The 20587-nt window shown below is 62.3% G+C and carries 18 protein-coding genes; 3 read left to right on the forward strand and 15 right to left on the reverse strand.

Translation table 11 applies throughout. The features are described 5' to 3' along the window. Nucleotides 1–113: 113 nt before the first annotated feature. The gene (locus ACM6JT_RS22835; protein ID WP_414857355.1) at nucleotides 114–377 is read left to right on the forward strand and encodes a hypothetical protein; all 264 of its coding nucleotides are present in this window, start codon (nucleotides 114–116) and stop codon (nucleotides 375–377) included. A gap of 597 nt (nucleotides 378–974) precedes the next feature. Here ACM6JT_RS22835 and ACM6JT_RS22840 read toward each other — a convergent pair. Beyond that, nucleotides 975–6020, reverse strand: a complete 5046-nt coding sequence (locus ACM6JT_RS22840; RefSeq protein WP_414857356.1) for a YadA-like family protein — start codon at nucleotides 6018–6020, stop codon at nucleotides 975–977. A gap of 796 nt (nucleotides 6021–6816) precedes the next feature. Between ACM6JT_RS22840 and ACM6JT_RS22845 the strand changes: the two genes are divergently transcribed. Next, nucleotides 6817–6984 carry a hypothetical protein gene (locus ACM6JT_RS22845; protein WP_175769455.1) on the forward strand — a complete coding sequence of 56 codons (168 nt, stop codon included), beginning with the start codon at nucleotides 6817–6819 and terminating at the stop codon, nucleotides 6982–6984. Between the two features lie 399 nt (nucleotides 6985–7383). Beyond that, on the forward strand, nucleotides 7384–7998 hold the full coding sequence (locus ACM6JT_RS22850; RefSeq protein WP_175769457.1) for a DsbC family protein: 615 nt from the start codon (nucleotides 7384–7386) through the stop codon (nucleotides 7996–7998). 169 nt (nucleotides 7999–8167) lie between these two features. Here the strand turns inward: ACM6JT_RS22850 and ACM6JT_RS22855 are convergent, their stop codons facing one another. The 14 genes from ACM6JT_RS22855 to ACM6JT_RS22920 form a co-directional block, all read right to left on the reverse strand. Next, the gene (locus ACM6JT_RS22855) at nucleotides 8168–8431 is read right to left on the reverse strand and encodes a hypothetical protein (RefSeq protein WP_175769459.1); all 264 of its coding nucleotides are present in this window, start codon (nucleotides 8429–8431) and stop codon (nucleotides 8168–8170) included. A 56-nt stretch (nucleotides 8432–8487) separates the two neighbouring features. Further along, complete coding sequence (locus ACM6JT_RS22860) at nucleotides 8488–9237, reverse strand: carbonic anhydrase (RefSeq protein WP_175769461.1); 750 nt, start codon at nucleotides 9235–9237, stop codon at nucleotides 8488–8490. Between the two features lie 154 nt (nucleotides 9238–9391). Then, nucleotides 9392–9979 (reverse strand): helix-turn-helix domain-containing protein, encoded by a 588-nt coding sequence (locus ACM6JT_RS22865; protein ID WP_175769463.1) that lies wholly within the window; start codon nucleotides 9977–9979, stop codon nucleotides 9392–9394. A gap of 158 nt (nucleotides 9980–10137) precedes the next feature. Continuing rightward, on the reverse strand, nucleotides 10138–11766 hold the full coding sequence (locus ACM6JT_RS22870) for a flavin monoamine oxidase family protein (protein WP_175769465.1): 1629 nt from the start codon (nucleotides 11764–11766) through the stop codon (nucleotides 10138–10140). A 516-nt stretch (nucleotides 11767–12282) separates the two neighbouring features. After that, nucleotides 12283–12984: a response regulator transcription factor gene (locus tag ACM6JT_RS22875; protein WP_175769467.1), complete on the reverse strand. Its 702-nt coding sequence runs from the start codon at nucleotides 12982–12984 to the stop codon at nucleotides 12283–12285. Between the two features lie 26 nt (nucleotides 12985–13010). Next, nucleotides 13011–13445, reverse strand: coding sequence for a type II secretion system protein (locus tag ACM6JT_RS22880; RefSeq protein WP_371140966.1), 435 nt, complete (start codon nucleotides 13443–13445; stop codon nucleotides 13011–13013). An 82-nt stretch (nucleotides 13446–13527) separates the two neighbouring features. Continuing rightward, nucleotides 13528–13929: a type II secretion system protein gene (locus tag ACM6JT_RS22885; RefSeq protein WP_175769471.1), complete on the reverse strand. Its 402-nt coding sequence runs from the start codon at nucleotides 13927–13929 to the stop codon at nucleotides 13528–13530. Beyond that, entirely contained in the window at nucleotides 13904–14353 is a 450-nt protein-coding gene (locus tag ACM6JT_RS22890; RefSeq protein WP_414857357.1) for a hypothetical protein, read from the reverse strand. Before ACM6JT_RS22890 ends, ACM6JT_RS22885 begins: the two co-directional genes overlap by 26 nt. 67 nt (nucleotides 14354–14420) lie before the next feature. Next, nucleotides 14421–16559 (reverse strand): secretin N-terminal domain-containing protein, encoded by a 2139-nt coding sequence (locus tag ACM6JT_RS22895; RefSeq protein ID WP_414857358.1) that lies wholly within the window; start codon nucleotides 16557–16559, stop codon nucleotides 14421–14423. A gap of 60 nt (nucleotides 16560–16619) precedes the next feature. Continuing rightward, the gene (locus ACM6JT_RS22900) at nucleotides 16620–17099 is read right to left on the reverse strand and encodes a hypothetical protein (protein ID WP_414857359.1); all 480 of its coding nucleotides are present in this window, start codon (nucleotides 17097–17099) and stop codon (nucleotides 16620–16622) included. After that, complete coding sequence (locus ACM6JT_RS22905; protein WP_175769476.1) at nucleotides 17096–17653, reverse strand: hypothetical protein; 558 nt, start codon at nucleotides 17651–17653, stop codon at nucleotides 17096–17098. Before ACM6JT_RS22905 ends, ACM6JT_RS22900 begins: the two co-directional genes overlap by 4 nt. Then, nucleotides 17650–18183: a hypothetical protein gene (locus ACM6JT_RS22910; RefSeq protein WP_175769478.1), complete on the reverse strand. Its 534-nt coding sequence runs from the start codon at nucleotides 18181–18183 to the stop codon at nucleotides 17650–17652. Before ACM6JT_RS22910 ends, ACM6JT_RS22905 begins: the two co-directional genes overlap by 4 nt. Further along, the gene (locus ACM6JT_RS22915) at nucleotides 18180–18917 is read right to left on the reverse strand and encodes a hypothetical protein (protein ID WP_414857360.1); all 738 of its coding nucleotides are present in this window, start codon (nucleotides 18915–18917) and stop codon (nucleotides 18180–18182) included. The genes ACM6JT_RS22910 and ACM6JT_RS22915 overlap by 4 nt, the downstream gene beginning before the upstream one ends. A 4-nt stretch (nucleotides 18918–18921) precedes the next feature. Then, complete coding sequence (locus ACM6JT_RS22920; protein WP_208450813.1) at nucleotides 18922–20508, reverse strand: GspE/PulE family protein; 1587 nt, start codon at nucleotides 20506–20508, stop codon at nucleotides 18922–18924. Between the last annotated feature and the right edge of the window lie 79 nt (nucleotides 20509–20587).

A 20587-nucleotide genomic window follows, 5' to 3' on the forward strand; every position in this document is an offset into this window, starting at 1 on the left:
CTCGTTATGTCGGACGAGCGACAACGGGAAACGCGCGGTCTGCGTCGGGCCTCGCAATTTTCATCACGCCAACACGCCGCGGCAACCGACGTAGCGCACGAACATCATCGTCGATGGATGACGCGCGCCTCGTTTCGATCCGCCGGGGGAACTCTCCGCCGGAATTTGTACGCATCGCCCGCTCTCCTGAATCGATCGCCGCTCGGCGCCTGAACGTCTTTCTTCATATAACATCAGGATTCCTGATTGATTGGCTTGTCAGCCCACCCGTCTTGGAAAGCGATGCAGACCGCGAGCGAATTCCCGCCGTCAAGCCCGCATACCTCGGCCCTCGCGAACGACGCATTCAGTCGACTGGCATTGAATGGAAAATGTAAGGAATGCGAGTGGGAGACATTCCGAACCCGGTGCGCTCGGGGTCATTCCGGCGGTGTGAGCGCAGCGGCGAACGACGAATTCGCTCCCGACGCGACCACAAGATTTCGAGCCAAGAATCGTCATGATTTTCTGGCGCTGGAATTGCACCCGGCACGACAACGTCTGCTATCGCGCCCGATAAATTCATGCCGGGCGCAACGCTGGCATCCGCGTGGCAACGCCCCTCGTTAGGTAGCCAATATTTTTCGTGACGTCGCTACCGACGGTCGATATTCAGGTCGGGCGCCGAGCCATTCGGCCAGCTAGTGCACCGGAGCCAGAATTTCGTCAACGTGCGTGTCATTACGCACAGGATAGAATTATTTAAAAAACATGTTTTTAATAAAATCCATGAAATTTTATGAAAAACAGCCTCGTCGAGGCAGTTGATACTTCGTCTGCCGCCCCGTGGACCGCCGCATGGCCGCCTCAGGAAAGACGGGAAACGCCGTTCGGTTTGAAAGATGCAAAAAAACGGGAGGGATCGACCATCGATCCCTCCCGGAAAGTCCTACAGTTTTGCAGACGATAGCGGCTCGAACCGCTACCTCACTGCCTTACCACTGGTACGAAGCGCCCATCCCCACGGTGTTGCCGCCGCTCGACAGACCAACACCCGCCTTCACCTTCAGGTTCTGGTTGACGCGAGCCTCGCCGCCAAACGCCACTGCCTGGTAGCCCTTGTAGGTCGCCCCACCGATGCCGAACGACAGTGTCTTGCCCGGATCGACACCCGGAATCATCGTCAGCGCGGTGGCTGCGGCGATGCCGGAGTAGGCGTTCTTCGACACATCGTTGATCTGGCCGCGCACGCCCTGGATCTGCTGATCCGTGTAGTCCTTGGCCGTCGTGCCGGCCGGCAGGCCGACGCTCGCCTGGATCGCGTCGTTCATCTGCCCCAGGTTGACCGCGTCGGTCTTCTCGGTCGCGCTGCCGACGTTGGTGATCTTCTCGCCACCGGCGTTGAGATCCCAATCGGCAGCCGAACCGCCGGTCGAGCCACCCGAACCGCCCGCGCCGCCAGCCGGCGCCTGTTCGAGAATGCTCACGCGGCCGTCGACATCGCCGACCTTGCTCGCCAGTTCGCTCAGCTGACCGAAGTTCACCGCATCGTACTGGCTCACACCGTTCGCCACGTTCGACAACACGATCGGCGCAGTTGCCCCGGTGCCACCAAGCGTGACGCTCGTACGGCTGTCGTCGTCGTACTTCACGGCCATCGAGTCCGTCGCGCTCGATGCAGCGGCTGCCTGGATCGCCTTCTCCACCGTTTCATAGCGATCGCCGTTGACTTCGATCGACGTGTTCGCCAGCTTGCCATCCGTACCGACCGTCGTACCGCCGCCGATCGTCGATGCAACGCTTTGCGCCGTGTCGTACAACTGCGAACCGTTCACGGCGTCGGAGCTGCCTGCCGCGATCGCGCCGTTAGCGACGTTGGTCAGCTTGACAGCCGCACCAGCCTTCGTCAGACCGCCCAGGGTCAATTGCGTGCGTTCTTCGTTGTCGTAGAGGACCGACGTCGCCGACACACCCGAACCGGTCTGGGCTGCTGCCTGGATCGCACCTTCAACGGTCGTGTAGTTCTCACCATTGACGCTGATCGCAGCCGTCAACTTGCCGTCGCTACCAACCGTCGTATTACCGCTGATCGCCGTCGCAACGCTCTGTGCGGTGCCGTGCAACTGCGAGCCGTTCATTGCATCCAGACTCGATGCGTTCACTGCACCGGCTGCCACGTTGTGCAGTGCCACCGGCGTGCTCGAACCCGTGCCGCCCAACGTCACCGAATCACGCGCTGTGCCGTCGTACTGCACCGAGTTCGGATCCGTCGCACCGGAACGCGCGGCCGCGTCAATCGCGTCGGCAACATTGGTGTATGTGTTGCCATTCACCTGATACGAAGGCGGAACGATCGAACCGTCTGTACCCACCTTTGCTCCGCCACCCAGCACATCCGTCACACCACTCAACTGACTGACGTTTACCGCGTCCGTGTTGCCCACGCCCGCTGCCACACCCGTCAACTTACGGTCGCCCGCCGTCCCGGCAAAGTTCACGCTCGCCCCGCCCGTCGCTGCACCCACCGTCAGAGCCGCTCCAGCCACAGACTGCTGCACCAGACCGATCGTGCCATTGGTCAGGCCCGCGATGTCCGACTTGTTCGCGTCAACCTGCTGATTCGTCGCAAACAACTGCGAACCGTTCACCGCTTCCGCGCTCGTCGACGACAGCGCGCCTGCCGCAACGTTGTCGATCTTCACCGCCGTACCGGCACTGCCCAGCGTCACGCTGTTCTTCGCATCGCTGTCGTACGTCACCGCCAGTGGATCCGTGCCGCCACCTTCGATGTTCGCGATTGCATCGGTCAACTGCTGCAGGTTCACCGCGTCCGTGTTGCTCTCGCCTGCTGCCACGCCCGTCAACTTCCGATCGCCCGACGTTCCGGCGAAGTTCACGCTCGTCCCGCCTGTCGCTGCACCCACCGTCAGAGCCGCTCCAGCCACAGACTGCTGCACCAGACCGATCGTGCCATTGGTCAAGCCCGCGATGTCCGACTTGTTCGCGTCAACCTGCTGATTCGTCGCAAACAACTGCGAACCGTTCACCGCTTCCGCGCTCGTCGATGACAGCGTGCCTGCCGCAACGTTGTCGAGCTTCACCGCCGTACCGGCACTGCCCAGCGTCACGCTGTTCTTCGCATCGCTGTCGTACGTCACCGCCAGTGGGTCCGTGCCGCCACCGCCACCTTCGACGTTCGCGATCGCATCGGCCAACTGCTTCAGGTTCACCGCATCGGTATCTGCCGTACCAGCCGCAACATTGATGATCTGGCGCTGCTGCGCAGCGCTGCCAACCGACAGCGAGTTGGCGCGATCCGCTGCCGAACCGGCGCCCAGCGCAACCGAGTTCAGCGCCGCACTCGTCACGTTGGCCCCGCCGCCTATCGCAATGCTGTTCGTCGCGGCCGAATCGACCTGCGCGGCCGTGCCGAACGCCATCGAACCAGTTGCGTTGGCCCTCGCCGTATTACCGAACGCCAGCGCGTTCAGACCCGAAGCGCCCGCGTTGGGGCCGGCGGCTATGGAATTGTTGCCTGTGGCATTCGTACCGTTACCCAGCGCGAGTGCGTCCTTGCCAGCCGCATTACCGTTGAACGCAACGGCGCCATCAGCAGTCGCCGACGCATCCGCACCAAGCGCGATCGAGCCGAGACCCGACGACTTCGACTGTGCGCCAATCGAGATCGCCATCACGCCGGTTGCGCTGGCTTCGCCGCCGATTGCCACGCCATACGTGTCTGCGCCAACGAATGCGTTGTCGGTACCGTCGCCTGCACCGTCGACCTGGACATACGGATCCGTACCCGCAAACGTGCTGATCGAGTCGAGTCGTTCGTTCACGTCACGGATTGCGAACATCGTCTTCGTGTCGATGCCGTCGATCGCTGCCTGCACGTTCGTCGACGCGACACCCATCAGTTCGTTGACCTGGCCGACGGTCGCTGCATCGTTGTCCCTTTGGCCGTTCTGCACGTTCGTGATGCGACGTTGCAGCCCGGTCGTGCTGTTGCCGACGGAAACCGTGTTGAGCTCGCTCGCGAGCGAGTTGATACCCAGCGCTACGGCATTGATGCCGGTCGCTTGTGCGGCGGTGCCCGTGCCACGGCCGCCGACATACGAGTTGCTCGTCGAGCTCGATGCCACAGCGTCCTGCATTTGCTGCACGTTGACAGCGTCGGTTGGCTTGACGCCTGTCGCGACGTTCGACAACACGATCGGCTCAGTTGCCCCAGTGCCGCCAAGCGTGACGCTCGTGCGGTTGCTGTCGTCGTACTTCACGGCCATCGAGTCCGTCGCACCCGATGTCGCAGCCGCCTGGATCGCCTTCTCCACCGTGTCATAGTGATCACCGTTGACTTCGATCGACGTGTTCGTCAGCTTGCCATCCGCGCCAACCGTCGTGCCGCCGCCGATCGTCGATGCGACGCTTTGCGCCGTGCCATACAACTGCGAACCGTTCACCGCGTCCGTGCTCGTCGACGACAGCACGCCAACCGCCACATTGTGGATCGTCACCGGCGTACCGACATTACCCAGCGTCACGCTGTCCTTCGACGCGCTACCGTACGTCACTGCCAGCGACGTCATATTGCCGTCGCCGTCCTTGACGATCACGCCACCGTCCGTCAGTGCGCCTTCCAGTGAACCAACACGCGTATTCGTCGCAAACAGTTGCGAACCGTTCACCGCTTCCGTGCTCGTCGACGACAGCGTGCCTGCCGCAACGTTGTCGATCTTCACCGCCGTACCGGTATTGCCAAGCGTCACGCTGTTCTTCGCATCGCTGTCATATTTCACCGCCAGCGGGTCCGTGCTGCCACCTTCCACGTTCGCGATTGCATCGGTCAACTGCTGCAGGTTCACCGCATCGGTAAGTGCCGTACCAGCAGCAACGTTGATGATCTGCCTCTGGGTGACGGATGATCCGACCGCCACCGCGTTATCTCGATCAGCAACCGAACCTGCGCCAAGCGCGACGCTGCTATGTGAAGTGGTCTTCGCGTTCTGCCCGAGAGCGACCGAAACATCACCTTGGCCGTTATGATCGCTCTCGCTACCGACCGAAGCTCCCGAACCAATCGCAATCCCGCCCAGCGCGTTCGTTGCCGCATTGCTACCGATCGCAATGGATTCCGTACGTGCTGCTATCGCACCTGTACCGATTTGGGTCCTGCCGAATTCACCATTGAGCTGCGATTTGACAAGCGCGACGTCACTGCTGGTCGAACCCAGAGCCGTCGACAGCGTACCAAGAGTCGTCGACAGCGAACCCATCGTGGTATTGCTGGAACTCAACGACGTCGACAGCGACGAAACGGTGCCGTTGGTCGAGCTAATGCTCGTCGACAACGACGTAATGTCATTCCGAGCAGTTACAATATTGTTATTTGTCGTATAAAGCTGATCCCCCGTGACTGCATCGGAACTACCAGCCGAAACCGCGCCATTAGCCAAATTCTTAATGGAACGCTTTATTGTGCCATTTCCAACCGAAACCGAATTTTGCTGATCCGCAATCGAGTTTTGACCAAGCGCCACACTATTATTAGCTGTAGCTGTAGAATCAGAACCGAGCGCAACTGAATTTCCTCCGGTCACCTTGGCACGAGCTCCCACAGCGACAGCATTTACTGTCGACACAGCGGCGGACGAACCGATCGCAATGGAATTACCAGCCGAACTCGTGGCTCTCTCGCCAATTGCAATTGAATAATTGGATGTCGCACTTGACCCAACTCCGATTGCAATTGAATTAACCCCACTTGCAGTTCCTTCCAAAATAGTTCGTTGAGCAGATTGCGTCGGCTCCACATTCTCCAAAACTGCCATCGTTTGCAAATCATCAGACTGCTCTGGACCGACATCGGCCCCGCCTAGCACTCGACGAGACTTACTCTTTTCGTCATCGCTCGCATCCTCGCGAACATCAAACTGGCTTTCTTCTGCCGGAATACGATCGAATTCATTCGCACATACAGAAGACGAACCAAGCGCCAAAAAGGCATACCCAACCGCAACAGAAACTAATTTCTTTTTCATTTCAAAATCCAATCGTTAAATGGAGACAAGAAAAATACGCTTCACCCATTTCACAAAAAATAGAATAACTACGCTTTTTGAGACATGGACATTGCGCACATCCTATTGCCTCTCCCAACGAACATCCAGGAATCTGAATGAAACCACAAAATCCACATTAATCGATCTGAGCACCCACCCAATTCAACAAGATCGAAGCCCCATTCTCATATAGGCCAACGCCTATCAACGTCCTGGGAAAGAAAATTTCCTGCCTTCGTTACATTGACTAATAAGAACAAAGACAACATCCTAAATAAAGGGTCGCAACAAATTACGCCGACAAGCGCTTTCAGTATGGAGCTGGGACGCGCCAAACAATCGAATTTCTGGGGACCGACCCACTCGATAGATAGGCGCCCAACGGGATTTGGCGCCATATCTTCGATTTTTTTAAATCATCCACCTCGGCAACATCACCCCGCACCCAAGTCAGACGATTTCATGGAGAAGCAATGATCCGACGAATCTAAAATCCATCGTCCCACTGAGTTCGCACGTCATATTGATCAACATCCAATTAATACATTACGAATAAAATCCTTGAATCCCACGAAAATACTTCCACCTCACTCACCAGAAGACAAACCCGCAACAAACCACCATCCCACCCTGAAAAAACCACCCCACCACCCCCGAAATTTAGATTTCTTTCAACAAGATGGTGGTTCCGCCAAACCACCCACATAATCCAAACCTGACACATCGGCTTCCTCAACAGACGCCGTTCTCATTAACCAAACCGGAGCACCCCTGAATGAAAGCAACCCGACTGATCCTCGTTCTCGCCGCGGCATTCGCCGCCAGCAGCGCCGCACTGGCATGCGACGACCCCGCCGTCGGCGGTCACGGTCACGATGCGCCTGCTGCTCAGCACCAAACCGGGGCGGAACATCAAGCGAATACGGAGGCAGTCAATCACTAATCTCCGTCAGCTTCGATAGCAAATACGCTGACGGCGGCGATGACGCCGCCGTCAGCACCCGCTCGACATGCGATTAGCGCAGCAGCCGATGTTGTGTGAACGCTCGGATATCGAGGGAATACCGCGTCGCTGTTCGCCGCCGATCCCCGGATACACCAGCAGTTGCTCGCAAGAGTACGCGGCTCGCGTCGTTCTCTCTCTCGAGATGCAATAGGCCGAAAAACCAGCCTCCACGCAAACGGCGCTACATTCCGACACACCAGCGGAAATATTCACTTTCTGAACCTGGTCTGCCCGGCATCACGCCGATTCGTCCGGAGCCTCTCGAAACGAAACGATGTCCGCTCCGTTTCCCCCATGAATCGCTTCCTTATTTATATGTAATCCGAAGCAAATCCCATGAAAAAAGTGACTCTTCGCCTGGCAGTGCTCTCGATGCTCTTCGCCGGCATAACCTCGGTCGCCATCGCGGCTCCCGCTCCGGTTAATCCGGCCGCCTCCGACACATACACGGCCCCGAATCGCATCGCATCGCCCGGTTCGACCACGATCGCCCCCGGCACTCGCATTCAGGAGCAAAGCAAAGGCCAGGTTCTAGCGTCCCTGGCGCGCGATCACGCGATTAAAACGGTCCGCGGCAACGGCAAGCGCGTCCTTTACGTGTTCTCCGATCCCGACTGTTCCTACTGCAAGAAACTGGAACACACGCTTCGACAGGTCGAGAACGTGACCATCTACACCTTTCTTTATCCGCTCGAAGGGCTCCATCCGCAAGCAGCCGAACGCGCACGCGGTATCTGGTGCTCGAACGACCGGAGCGCCGCGTGGCAGGCATGGATGTCAGGCAACGTGCAACCGGCCGACAACGGCCAGTGCGCCGCCCCGATCGCGCAGAACCGCACGCTCGGCCTCGCGCTGGGTTTGCGAGGCACGCCGACGCTATTCAACGCGGATGGCCGTATGGCAGCGGGCGCCGTCCCTGCGCAATCCATCGAAGCATTGCTGGCGGAGTGACGACGATCGACACGATAGGGAAACTGGCGACAAGCAAGAGATCATCGGAGCGCACCGCCGCTCGGCGGCCGCCGAACACGATCGTCCGCAGTCAGCATAACCCGACCGGTTTGCCGATATGGAACCGAGAGCGTAATCGGGCCCGACGTCGACGCGGAAATACGGCACTTCACCGAACCGAATCGACTTTCCCGATCCCGCTCGCCGGGATCTGCCGGCAGTAGTCGAGCCATTGACTCGACGTCCAGCGATGCCAATGACGTGGATGGAAAACCATCTCCAGAAAGCTCAGGTTGCGCGGCAGTCGATACCGTCGCGGTGCGCTCGCCCATATTGCAATGGTCGCCCGGCAGGCGAGCCGGCTGCGGAGAGAGAAAAACGTGAATACCAGCGCCGCCGTCACGACGCCGTATTCGAAGATATATTCACTCATGGCTTACCTTGCAATGCTCGACACGGAGAACCGGGACAGCCGCGCCGCTCGATCCGTCAGGCGACGAGATCGACCTTACCCGACAGCAGTCGATAGACGCCGCCCACGATCTTCAGCTTCCCGCCTTTCTCTGCGTTGCCGATGATTGTCGAGCGAGCAGACAGATTCCCCATGCTGTCCTTGACGTTTTGCGCAATCGCCGCATTCAGCAAATCGCCACCGTCTTTCCGAACTTTCCTGACGGCCGGCAGCATGGCCCGGGCCAGTGTCTGAATCTTCCCGGGATAGGTTGCGCCTTCCGTCTCGACCTTGACCGCGGCGCCCACCGCACCGCACTTGTCATGCCCGAGCACGACGATGACAGGCACCCGCAATACCGCCACCGCGTATTCGAGGCTGCCGAGCACGTCGTCGTTGACGAAGTTGCCGGCCACGCGCACCGCGAACAGATCGCCGCGCGCGCTGTCGAATGCGTACTCCGGCGCGATCCGGGAATCCGCGCAGCTCAACACGGCCGCGTAGGGATTCTGCCCCGAACCCAGCGCCTCGCGTTCGTTCGCGAAATCGTGACGACGCGTAACGCCCGCGACATAACGCGCGTTTCCTTCCATCAAATACTTGACCGCATCGTCGGGCGACAGCGCATTCTGCGGCTTCGGCAGGCGCACGGCATCTGCGGCCACGGCGAGATTGCCGCCCAGCGCGCCGCTGGCCGCCGCGACAAATGCCGATGCCCCCGTCGCACGAAGAAACAGTCGACGAGCGGGAGCGTCCGTCGTCGACCCATGAGTACTCGATTCACACATCGGCTACTTCTCCATTGACTGAGTGATAAGACTGAGTGATAAAACGGTCCGCGCTCATGAGCGTAAGACTAAGGAATCCGGATGAAAATAGACGACCTCGCGCGCGAACCTCGAATCTCATTGCACACGAACGACAAGACCACCGCCGTCGCAACTACACGCGCACCAGCCGATACCCGTGGTTGTAAACCGCGGAAAGCAGCAACCCGTTCTCCACGCTCAGCACCAGCCGATTGCGGATCTTGCTAATATAGGTCGCTAAACTGGCATCGTATTTCCTGTCGACGTCGCCCCAGAGCCGCTGCATGAGAAAACGCTTGGGCACGACCCGGCCGACATTGGCAAAAAGTATCGATACCAGTTCGTACTCCCGCGCCGACAAGCGCACCTCGGTCATGCCGCCGCGTCGATCATCGACCATCGACACGCATCGGGACACCGGATCCAGTTCGTACCGGCCCAGCATCAGCGACGTGGCCGGCAGCTCGTCCACGAGAAAATCTTCCGCTTGCTCGCGAGCGTGATCGATCACATCCTGAAGCGACAACCAGGCGGCCGGCTGATTTCCCCTGCAGATTCTGGAGTCCATCACGTCCTGGATATCGCCCCGAGCAACGAGGAAAACCGGCAGCACGCCAGCCGTCACTTGCGACATCCATTCTTCCGCGCCCACGCCGTCCATGCCGGCAACATCCCATTCCAGAAGCAGCACACCTACTTTGCGCGCTCGCATGAATTCCATGAGACCACCATCGCTGTATTGAGAACGTCGCAGCTACCTGCGTTGCGCCTACTGCCACCACGATTCTCGACGACACGCCACACTCACGCCATCGGCCGGCACGCATTTTTCATGGCGCTTTGGCTCAAATTCAGCACTTCGCGCAAGCAACGCAAGGGCTAAACGGTCTCCATAACACGATCGGCCCCCCGAGCCCATTGCAACGCCTCCGATCGAACCGGAGAAAACATCGAAACCGCGGCGGAAAAGCGGGTATTCCGCTCGACGTCGCTCGCCGCACGCAAGCCCGCCCTGACTGCTCCGTCGAAGTACCCCGGCCAGCGATCCGACGTTTCGGTGCCGGCCCAGAAGATGTTCTCCACGGGCTCGCGCCATCCTTTTCCGTAAATCGTCCAGCCGCCCGGTGCCAGATAGGCGGTGAACGCACCGCCGGTCAGGCTCTGGTCCTCCCAGTTGAAGTGAAAGAACTGCGTGGGACGCTTCGCTTCGGCGCCGAAGTAGTAGCCGAAATCGTCGAGCACGGCATCGCGCAGGCGCTCCGGCGCCACGTCGCTCAGTTCGACATTGCGCTTGCCCGCGATGAACGAAGTCAGGATGCCGGGCTTGCCGGACGGCGGCGAACTGTCGGCGATGAATTCGCACGTCTTCAGATTGCCCATCGCGGTGCCGCTCAGATTTCGCGCCCGCCAGAATGCGGTCGGGTAAACAGCGTGAACCTTCGAGATCGAACCCATCGGCGAACATTGCATGAATCCGGTGTAAACAGCGGGCAGTTCCGGCGAAAAGCGAATGCCCGCACGCAAAGAAGGCGGGATCGCGACGATGACGGCCTTCGCGTGAACCCTGACGCGCCCGGTTGAAACAGTCACGCCGCCCGCATGCCGCTCGATATCGGTGACCCGCGCCGCCAGCACGATACGCTCGGACAGCGCTTCCGCCAGCATCGGCGGAACCTGGCCCGCGCCGCCGTGCAGCAGCCATCTCTCGGGATGCTCGGATTGCGGGCCGACACGCTGGGTCCATGCCATATGCAGCAGGGAAGTCTGCCCCGGCTCGAATCCGCCCGATCCGCCGATCCGCGCCTGCACGCTCGGCACCCACTTCGCGTAGGCCCTCCGAACCTCGTTGTCCATCCACGATTCGAACGTCTGCGCATCCAGCAGCGACGCGTTCGGCGCCGTCCACGGCGTCGCCGCGGGCACGGTTCTCGATATCGCGAGGAACTTGCTCCACGCCTGCCGCATGGCGATCTGGTCTGCCCGAGTCGTTCCGTATTGGCCGTCGAGCACGTTGGCGACATCGCCGTCGAAATCGGCGAGCTTGCCGTTCCACGACAGCAAGCTGCGCCCCTCGTAATAGCTGTCGAATCTCGCGATCGAGAGTCGGTCGAGCAACGCCAGTACGGCATCCTGCGTGTCGCCCACCCACTGACCGCCGACATCCAGCACGCCGTCCTCGATCGTCTTCTCGAGATACATGCGGCCGCCGATCCGGCTTCTCGCATCCAGGACGATCACCGATCGTTGCCTTTCGGCGAGTTGCCGCGCCGCGACGAGACCGGACAATCCGGCGCCCACGACGACCACGTCGACCGTATGCTCGCCGGTCAGGTCCTTCATGGACGGATAGAGAAATTCGCGACGGTCGCTTCCCTCGCTATTTTTCCGTTCGATCTCGTTGAGCAAGCCGACTTTCGACGTACAGGCCGCCAGCCCGGCCGCGCCCGCGACGAGAATTTTTCCGAATGTCCTGCGCGTCAGCCGTGTGAAGTCAAATTCCGGATTCACGATCGCCCCTTTACTGTCGTAGGTACGTCACATCAACCGAAAAACGCTTCCGCTCCCGTTAAAACAATTCGACTTAAAACTTAAAATCCTGGATTCGATCGTTTCACACTCCGACGCAACAAAAAACAAATCTTAAATAAATCAAAAAAACTAGCATGGAAGAAGGACCGACGACCGCATGCGCCGCCCCGCCAAGCCATTCCACTCGACGATCTACTTGCCCACCGAGCCGTGTTCGGCCCGACGCATCAAGCCGTCAATGCGCATGCACGCCGATTAAAGAAATCGGCAGTTTATTTATTCAAGATGGGAAAATTTAGAACGGTTCGATATTCAATCGACTCGTCGCAAACATTTCATCGCGCCGACAAAACCCGTTCGCGACGCCGCATCGAGGAAAATCGGGCGCGTTCAGAATCCCGGCGCCCGCGACAAACGCCTGACGTTCGCCGCAAACGCCGAGCAGGGGCAACGCCTGCTCGGCGTCGAAACGGCCAAAACGGCCACGGCAACAGCCTACGTCCGCTCCAACCGATACCCGTAGTTATAAACCGTCGAAATCACGAGACCGTTCTTGGAACGCAGCGCGAGCGCGTTGCGCAGCTTGCTGACATAGGTCGCGAGGCTTGCGTCGTACTTCCGATCGACCGCGCCCCAGACCTTCGTGAGCAGAAAATCCTTGGACACGATCCGGCCGGCGTTGCTGAACAACGCCATGGCCAGCTCGAATTCCCGCGCCGACAGCAAAACGCTATCGCCTTCCACGCCGCTGACCTCCGTGACGTGCACGCGGCGCGAAGCCGGATCGAGCTTGTATTTGCCGAGCGTCAACGCGCCCTGATCCTGAGTGTCCGGATAGTATCTGCGCACCTGCGCGCCGACCCGCGCCATCAGCTCCCGCTGCCGCACGGGCTTGGTCAGGAAATCGTCCGCGCCGCTGTTCAGGCCGCACACGACATCCTCTTCGCTGTCGTGCTGCGTCACGATAATGACCGGCATCGCATCGGCGAACTTCTGCCGGACCCAGCGCGTCACTTCGATCCCGTTCGCGCCGGGAACGTCCCAGTCGAGCAGCAATACGTCCACTTTTTGTGTACCTAAAAGCTCGATGAAGCTGTCGCCGTCCGAGCGAATGATTGTTTCGTAACCCGAAATCCTCAACCAGGACGCCAGCGTTTTCGCCTGTTGCTCGTCGTCTTCCAGGATTGCCACGATCATGAAGCCGCTCCGTGAAAAAGGAAAGGTCAGGGACGCGTCGTCCCGTTTTCTTTATCTGGGCGATATACGAAAACCCAGTCGCGGTAGCTATTCTTTCCAGAAAACGCGTCGTCCGCAAGGGAAAAGCCGCCTTGTTTGAGCGGCGTGCCCGACGCCTGGCTGTATACGCCGATGATGCCGCCGTCCGGCGCCTTGACGATGCCCCAATCCGGCTTGCCGGTCATCGGATCGGCATAGAGCCGGCGCAGATGGTGCTGCACGCTGGGCGAACGCTTGTCCTCCACGAGCGCGTCGAGCGAGCGCGGATACTGGCTGCCCGGCGGCGCACGGTAGTAGCGCTCGATGGCCAGCCGGATCTGGCTGCCGATGAACAGCAGTTCGGTTTCGCGCTCACGCTGCCGCTGCTTGCTCCAGACGAGGCCGGCCTGCATCAGGCCGACGCCGATCACGGCGATCAGCACGAGCACGCCGACATACGCAAAGCCCCGCTCCGATCCGGCCGGCGCGCGACGCGCATGGTGCGGAACGCGATTCGGCACGCGATTACCAGCGCGCATAGGGACTCCCGTCGCTGGCGTTGCCGCGCGCGCCGCTGTGCACGTCGTGCACGCCCGCGCCGCCGGACGAATCCGTTCGCCAAGTGTCGCGCCGCCCGGTCACGGGATCGAGCGGAATCTCGCGCAGATACTTGTCGTCGACCAGCGCCTGAAGCGAAGACGGATCGGCGCCCCGGTCGGCGCGATAGTCGTCTATCGCGACGCGTATCGTGCGCAGGTTGTGACGCAGCACCGTTTCCCGGGCGCGATCGGTCTGCTTGAAATAGCCGGGCGCGACGATCGCCATCAGCACGCCCACGATCGCCATCACCACGAGCAGCTCGACCAGCGTGAAGCCGCGCGCGCGTCGCGCCCGCCTCGATTCACCATTGGCTGTAGGGAATGCCATTGATACCTTTCCTCTCGCTCTTCGAGCGTATGTCGAATACGTCCTTCCCCGACGCGAACGCGTCGGGAGAACTGCTGTAGCTTCGCGTTTCCCACGTATCGGCGGCGGCCTTGCCGGAACACTCGCAAAGCGGGTCGGCCGGCAGGCGCCGCAAGAAATAGATCATGTCGCCGTTCGGGTTTTTGCGGTCGACGACGCCGTCGACCAGCGCGTTCAGATCGGGCGGGTAGCCGCTCGCATCGACCGTCTTCTCCACCCGCCCGTCGTCCGACGCCTGCTTGTAGGTATCGATCGCCGTGCGAATCGTGATCAGCGCCTGGCGCAGCTCGGCTTCCTTGCCGCGCCGCTGGACCAGATCCGTGAACGGCAACGCCACGGAGGCCAGCAACGCGAGCAGCGTCAGCGCGACCAGTACCTCGACCAACGTAAAGCCGCGGGAGCGATCGCGCGCCGGCGCGCACCGCCGATATCGGTTCCGCATGTCGCCCTCGTCACATGAGTCGCGCCGGCGCGCGGCGGGCCGGGCCGGCGGCGTGCCGCGACGACAGGCTGACGGCGACCTTCTTCGCCGCGCCGTGCGTGGCCGTGCCGCCCTGGATGGAGGACGTTTTCGCCGCGCCTTTGTCCTTGGCGTCGCCCGTGTCGGGTGCGGCCTTGTCCGATCCTCCGGCGGGCGCAGGCTCGACGGCTCCGCCTCCGGCAGGCGCGACGCGCGTGCCCGGGCCCGCCGGCTTCCCGTCGAGTTCCGAGGGGTGCGCGGTGGCGCCCGCATCGAAGCGGCCGACCGGATCGCTCAGGGCCGGCGCGCCCTTCGGCGCGGCGGCGGGTGCGGCTGCCGGCGCACCGGCGGCGTCGGGACGGCCGAACGTCATCGGCTCGGTCGTGACCTCGCCTTCGGTGCCCGACATGAACGTCGTGACCGCGGAGGCCGGCAAGTCGAGATTCCGCTCGATATGCGGCGTGATCAGCAGCACGATCTCGGCTCGGCCGCCCTCGGACTTGTTCGTTCCGAACGCGCGCCCCACCCCTGGAATCCGCGAAAGATACGGCAGGCCGCTCGTCGTCGAAATATCCTTCTGGTCGATCAGACCGGCCAGCACTTGCGTCTGATTGTCACTTGCGGTCATCAGCGTCTCGGCTCTCCGGGTACCCAGCCGATAGGCAATGAGCCCGGTCTTGGTGGTGACTTGCGCCAGGATGTTGCTCACTTCCAGCTTGACCTGGACGGACACCTCGTTGTTGAGGCTGATGCGCGGCTGGACGACCAGTTGCAGGCCGACGTCCTGATACGAGATGGATTCGCTCGTCACGCCGTTGTTCGTCGTGGTGGTGACGATCGGCACGCGCTCGCCCACCGTGATGTCGGCCTTCTCGTTGTTCCTGACGCGCACTTTCGGATTGGCCAGAATCTTGGTCTTGCCCTGGGTTTGCAGCATCCGGATCGCCATCCGCAGCTTCGCGCCGCCGTCGCCGGATACCGCGATATTGTTGCGATTCAGGCTCAGCAGATCGCCGATGGTGGTGTGGATCCGCTCGTACGGATGTTCGATCGCGAACCCGAGCTCCTGCGGATACTGCACGCCCAGGTCGATCGTCTCGTCCGAATTCACTTCCAGCACCTGCACGTCCATCGTCACTTCGGACTGCGGCAGATCGAGCGCCTGCACGATGCGCTCGGCGACCTTGATCGATTCCGGCGTATCGCGCACGATCACCGCGTTGGTGCGCTCGTCCACGTAGACGTCCTTCGGCTTGACCATCTGCCGCAGCGCCGACACGACGTTCTTCGCATCCGCGTTCGACAGGAAGAACGTGCGCATCATGTATTCCTTGTACGCACGGCCCTTTTCCGCGCGCGCCGGGTAGACGAGCAGCGTATGCTCGTCGAGCACCTTCTTCTCGAGCTGATTGGTCCGGAGCAGCAGATTGATCGCGTCCTCGGCGGTCGTGCGGGACGCGAACAGGCTCGACGGCGCCGACGTCTGCACGTCCTGGTCGAACACGAAGTTCACTCCGGTCGTGCGGGAAATCGCGTCGAAGATGTTCTCCAGCGGCTGCGACCTGAAATTGAGCGACACCGGCTTGCGCAATGCGTCGGCCAGTCGCGGCTGCACCGGGTGCTCGCGTCGCTGCTGTTGCTGCAGGCTGTCCCGCAATTGAATCGCATCGGCGAAGTCGGGCTGCTCGTCGAGCACATGCTTTACGATTTCCAGCGCGCGGTCGGGCGAGTTCTGCCGCACCCGCTCCGCCTGCGCGAGTTCGTTGCCGAGCTGCACGCGCCGTTGCAGCCGCGCAATCGCCTGACTCACGCGCTGGCTCGACGGATCGGCGCGGCGCGCGTTACCGAGGTGCTCGAAAGCGCCCTCCGTATCGCCCAGTGCCCATGCCGAACCGGCCGCCCGCAATTCGTCGTTCACGTAGGTCGTGCGGCGGCCCTGCAACGCCACATTCACTTCGGCATCGTCGGGGCGCGCCTCGTGCGCCGCATTGAGGACGTCGATCGCCTGCTCGGGTTGCCCGCTTTTCATCAGCGCATTGCTTTGCTTCACAGCATCGTTGTCGGCGCCGCCCGACGCGCCCTTCAGCGACGTACACGCGCTGCCCAGCAGCGCAAGCAGCAGCGTCGACATAATCAGTATCCGTTTCACGTTCAATCTCTCGTCAAATCATTCAATTCAGAAGGAGGCGCGTCATTGCGAGCGGCCGCCCATCGGCAACCGGTGTTGCCGGCCGTCCGGCCCCGTCAGCACGACGGCGGCATCGTCGAACGACTTCACGCGATAACCGCCTGCGAGTTCCTGGCCCGGGCGCACCGCGCCGCGCACATCGCCGCAACGCCTGCACAGAAGAAACATCCGGCCCATGCCCTCCAGCACGATCACGTGCCGGTCGGGCTCGTTCCATTCGCCGCTCACGTCGAACGGCAGCGCCGGCTTCGACTGCGGAATATCCGACGGCAGCGTGGCTGACGGCGGCTCGGGCAGCTCCGTCGGCATTGACGGCGGCTCGATAGACGCCGCCGTGGGCTCGGCGACCAGCGAGGCCGGGCTCTGGGCCCGAAACAGATCGACGCGCACGCGCTCCGCGGCCGCGGCCGCGGCAAGCTGCATCGTCAACAAGGCCGCGACCGCGATGCAAGCCGCCGTACGAATCATCCCGGCGCGGCTCATGACACCCTCGCCAGCAAGGAAACGTGCATGACGACACGCAACTGATCGTTCTCCATCGCATTGCGCTCGAGCGTCAGCTCGTCCACCGTCACGAACGGCTGCTTCCGCAGTTCCTGCAGCGCGCCGACCAGATCCGGATAACGCGCGCTCCCGGCGAGCACCATCGACCGGCGCGACAGCTTGCCGTCGCGCTCGTCGCTCGTCTGGTACGTCGTCTCTTCGACCATCACCGCATGACGCTTCAGGACGTCGAAAATCGCAAACTTGCGCGCAACCGGATCGCCGTTCAGCAGCACGGCCGATTGATCGGCCGACGCCGCCGCGGCCGGCGCTGCCTTGATTTCCTGCCAGCGGGCGGACAGCGCCTGCTGCTCTTGTCGCAACGCGCGTTCGTCCGGGCCGAGCACGCAGAATCGATAGGCCAGCATCGCGATGATCGCGAATGCCGCCACGACGCCGACGCGGCCGAGTTCCTCCGAGACGCGCGTCGCATGCCATCGGCCGTGCGCCAGCAGTACGTCCCATTTCAATTGGGTCGAGAAAAACCGCTTCATTTCGCCTCCACGCTCAGGCTGAACGACGCGAGCGGATACTGCTCGACCATCTTGATGCCGTGCCGCAACAGCGTGACGCGCATGTTCGCCTTGTCGTCGCCGGCGGCATCGCGCAGTCGCGCGACGAACCCGTACACTTCCGTCAGGTTCGCCGCCAGCCCGTCGATGCGGACCTGTTCGCGGCCGTCCTTGGTCGACAGCGACAGCGACAGCAGGGCCAGCTTCGGCGTCCACGCATGCTCGACGCGCAGCAGCATCGGCGAAGCCTCGGCCGTCGCCTGCGGCGCACGGTCCTGCCCCGCGTTGCTTTGCTGCGCGTCGCGGGCATCCCGGCGTGCGCGATTCACGACGCGTTGCCGGTTGTCGACGCGCACGCGCAGTTGTTCCATTTCGTTATCCATATCTCTGACTTGCGAGCGCTCGCCCGCCACCCACATGCCGCCGAACAAGGCGGCGACCAGCAACAGGGATGCGAGCGGCGCGAGCGTCCTGCGCTTCGGCAGATAATCGAAATCGCGCATGCGTTTCATACCGGTACTCCGTCCCAGCGGCGATCGGGCGAGCCGACGCACGTCCATGCATCGTTCGACACGACGTCGGACGGCACGAAACCCGCGACGTGAATCCGCTCGTTCATCGCGTGACCGCTCAGCACGGCGAGCGTGCCGAGTGCTTCCTGCAGCGACTGTCCCGCGTCGAGCCGCAGCGTCGCGAGATCGCGCCATTCGGCGTCGCAGCGAAACAGGCAGGTCAACGTGCCCGGTTCCAGCAGCGCCAGCGTGCCGTTGCGCCCGACACGCCCGACATGGCGTGCGGCCGCTGCCGATACGACGTCGCGGCACGACGCGATCCGCCAGCCTGCACCCTTGCCCGCCGCGACCAGCCCGTCCACCAACTCGCAGCGCGCGCCGACGCACAGGCGCGCGCGCCCGTACCCGGCGGCTTCGATGCAGAGATTCATGCCTTCCGGCGCCTTGACGCCCTGCTCGGCGAGCACGACGCACGCATACTCCCGCCACGCGTCGCCGGCGCTCAGGCCGTCCTGCCAGGGCAGAATCGCCGCGTCGAGCCACGGATGGCCGAGCAGTACGTGAAGCCGCCGCAGCGACGCCAGCACGCCGCGCCCCTTGCCGTCGCCGCCGGCCTGCGCCAACAGCTCGACGAGCGCCGCGACCGGCTCGCCGCCGTGCTCGAGCGTCGCGACGGACGCACGGCGGGGGCGGGGGCGGGCCAGCGTGATGTGTTCGGCGCCGATCAAGGCCACGCGTTCATCCCAAAGCAACCGCACGCTGTACCTCCTGATGTGTCGTCAATCCCATGTCGATCAGCGCGAGCGCGCCGTCCTTCAGCGAGCGATAGCCCGCGCTGCGCGCGAGCGCCACCTCGCGCCTGTCCGGCGCGCCGTCGATGAGCGCGACCCGCAATGCCGTATCGAGCGTAATCACCTCGGCCAGGCCGACCCGGCCGTGAAAACCGCTGCCGCCGCACGTCTCGCAATCCGGCCGCGACGCATGGCACTCGGCGCACAAGCGCCGCACGAGGCGCTGGCACACGATGCCGTTGAGCGCCTCGAGGAAGGTCGACGGCTCGACGCCCATGTAGATGAACCGGTCGATCAGGCTGAACGCATCGTTCGCATGCACCGACGACAGCACGCGGTGCCCGGTCAGCGCCGACTGCACGGCGATCGACGCCGTTTCCTCGTCGCGGATCTCGCCGACCAGAATGGTGTCGGGATCGTGACGCAGAATCGAGCGCAAGCCGCGCGCAAACGTCAGACCTTTCTTTTCGTTGACGGGAATCTGAAGCACGCCCGGCAATTCGTATTCGACCGGGTCCTCGATCGTGATCAGCTTCTCGTCGCCGGTATTGATCTCCGACAGCGCGCCGTACAGCGTCGTGGATTTCCCGCTGCCGGTCGGCCCCGTCACAAGCGTCAGCCCGTGAGGCCGCTGCATCAGCGCCCGGATCCGGCCGATCGAATGCGCGTCAAAACCGAGCGTGTCGAGGGTCAGCTGGTGACCGCGCTGCGACTTGTCGAGAATGCGCAGCACGGCGTTTTCGCCATGGACGCCGGGCATGATCGACACGCGCAGGTCGATCTCCCGCCCCTGCAGCGCGACCTTGAAACGGCCGTCCTGCGGCACGCGCTTTTCCGCGATGTCGAGGCTCGCCTGAACCTTGAGGCGCGACATGACCTGGCTCGCCACCTCGACACCCGCGACGGGGCGAATCAATCGCATTACGCCGTCGACGCGATAGCGGATCAACAGGCCTTCCACGGTCGCTTCGAGGTGAATGTCGCTCGCGCGGCTCTGCAGCGCGTCGTAAAGCGTCATGTTGACGAGACGAATGATCGGGCTTTCATCGTTGGCGATGCTCGCGAGCGTGATCGATTCGACCGCCAGCGCGAGTGAATCGCTCTGGCCGCCCACGTCGACCGCTTCGTCCATCACGCGATTGCTCGACTCCATCTCCTTGAGATGCGCATCGACCGCACCCGGCAGGCTGATCGCGAAAACGATGCGATTCGGCGCGAATCGCCGCTGCAGACGCTCGCGCGTCGCCCGAGCAAACGGATCGGCCAGGACCATGCAGACGACGCCGTCGATTTCCAGCGGCACCACATGCACGGCCAGCGCCTCGGCCAGCGACAGCAGATCCCAGCGCGACTCGGCACCCTGGACCCGTTCCGGCGACAGCGGCCGCGCCCCGAGGCACGACGCCACCTGCTCGAGCCACGCGGGCTCGCGGCTCAGCAGCCCGTCGAGATAGACCGGCAAGGTGACGCCCTGTCGCGTCGCCTCGTCCTGCCAGGCCTGCAACAATGCGGATGTACTTGCGACGCTCGTCACGTCACCTCCCAGAAAAGGTGTGGAATGGATGTATCGGATCAATGGAGGGCATTGTCGGCGCACGCGTCTGCGCCGACAA

Origin of the sequence: Burkholderia sp. IT-111MI5 (genome assembly GCF_949752865.1) — a bacterium.
GTDB classification, from domain to species: domain Bacteria; phylum Pseudomonadota; class Gammaproteobacteria; order Burkholderiales; family Burkholderiaceae; genus Burkholderia; species Burkholderia pyrrocinia_C.

Excerpts from the sequence above, each read along its gene's own strand:
- ACM6JT_RS22860 (WP_175769461.1), bottom strand. The coding sequence starts at position 9,237 with ATGTGTGAATCGAGTACTCATGGGTCGACGACGGACGCTCCCGCTCGT.
- ACM6JT_RS22845 (WP_175769455.1), top strand. The coding sequence starts at position 6,817 with ATGAAAGCAACCCGACTGATCCTCGTTCTCGCCGCGGCATTCGCCGCC.
- ACM6JT_RS22885 (WP_175769471.1), bottom strand. The coding sequence starts at position 13,929 with ATGGCATTCCCTACAGCCAATGGTGAATCGAGGCGGGCGCGACGCGCG.
- ACM6JT_RS22905 (WP_175769476.1), bottom strand. The coding sequence starts at position 17,653 with ATGAAGCGGTTTTTCTCGACCCAATTGAAATGGGACGTACTGCTGGCG.
- ACM6JT_RS22865 (WP_175769463.1), bottom strand. The coding sequence starts at position 9,979 with ATGGAATTCATGCGAGCGCGCAAAGTAGGTGTGCTGCTTCTGGAATGG.
- ACM6JT_RS22855 (WP_175769459.1), bottom strand. The coding sequence starts at position 8,431 with ATGAGTGAATATATCTTCGAATACGGCGTCGTGACGGCGGCGCTGGTA.
- ACM6JT_RS22835 (WP_414857355.1), top strand. The coding sequence starts at position 114 with ATGGATGACGCGCGCCTCGTTTCGATCCGCCGGGGGAACTCTCCGCCG.
- ACM6JT_RS22840 (WP_414857356.1), bottom strand. The coding sequence starts at position 6,020 with ATGAAAAAGAAATTAGTTTCTGTTGCGGTTGGGTATGCCTTTTTGGCG.
- ACM6JT_RS22900 (WP_414857359.1), bottom strand. The coding sequence starts at position 17,099 with ATGAGCCGCGCCGGGATGATTCGTACGGCGGCTTGCATCGCGGTCGCG.
- ACM6JT_RS22910 (WP_175769478.1), bottom strand. The coding sequence starts at position 18,183 with ATGAAACGCATGCGCGATTTCGATTATCTGCCGAAGCGCAGGACGCTC.
- ACM6JT_RS22850 (WP_175769457.1), top strand. The coding sequence starts at position 7,384 with ATGAAAAAAGTGACTCTTCGCCTGGCAGTGCTCTCGATGCTCTTCGCC.
- ACM6JT_RS22895 (WP_414857358.1), bottom strand. The coding sequence starts at position 16,559 with ATGTCGACGCTGCTGCTTGCGCTGCTGGGCAGCGCGTGTACGTCGCTG.
- ACM6JT_RS22875 (WP_175769467.1), bottom strand. The coding sequence starts at position 12,984 with ATGATCGTGGCAATCCTGGAAGACGACGAGCAACAGGCGAAAACGCTG.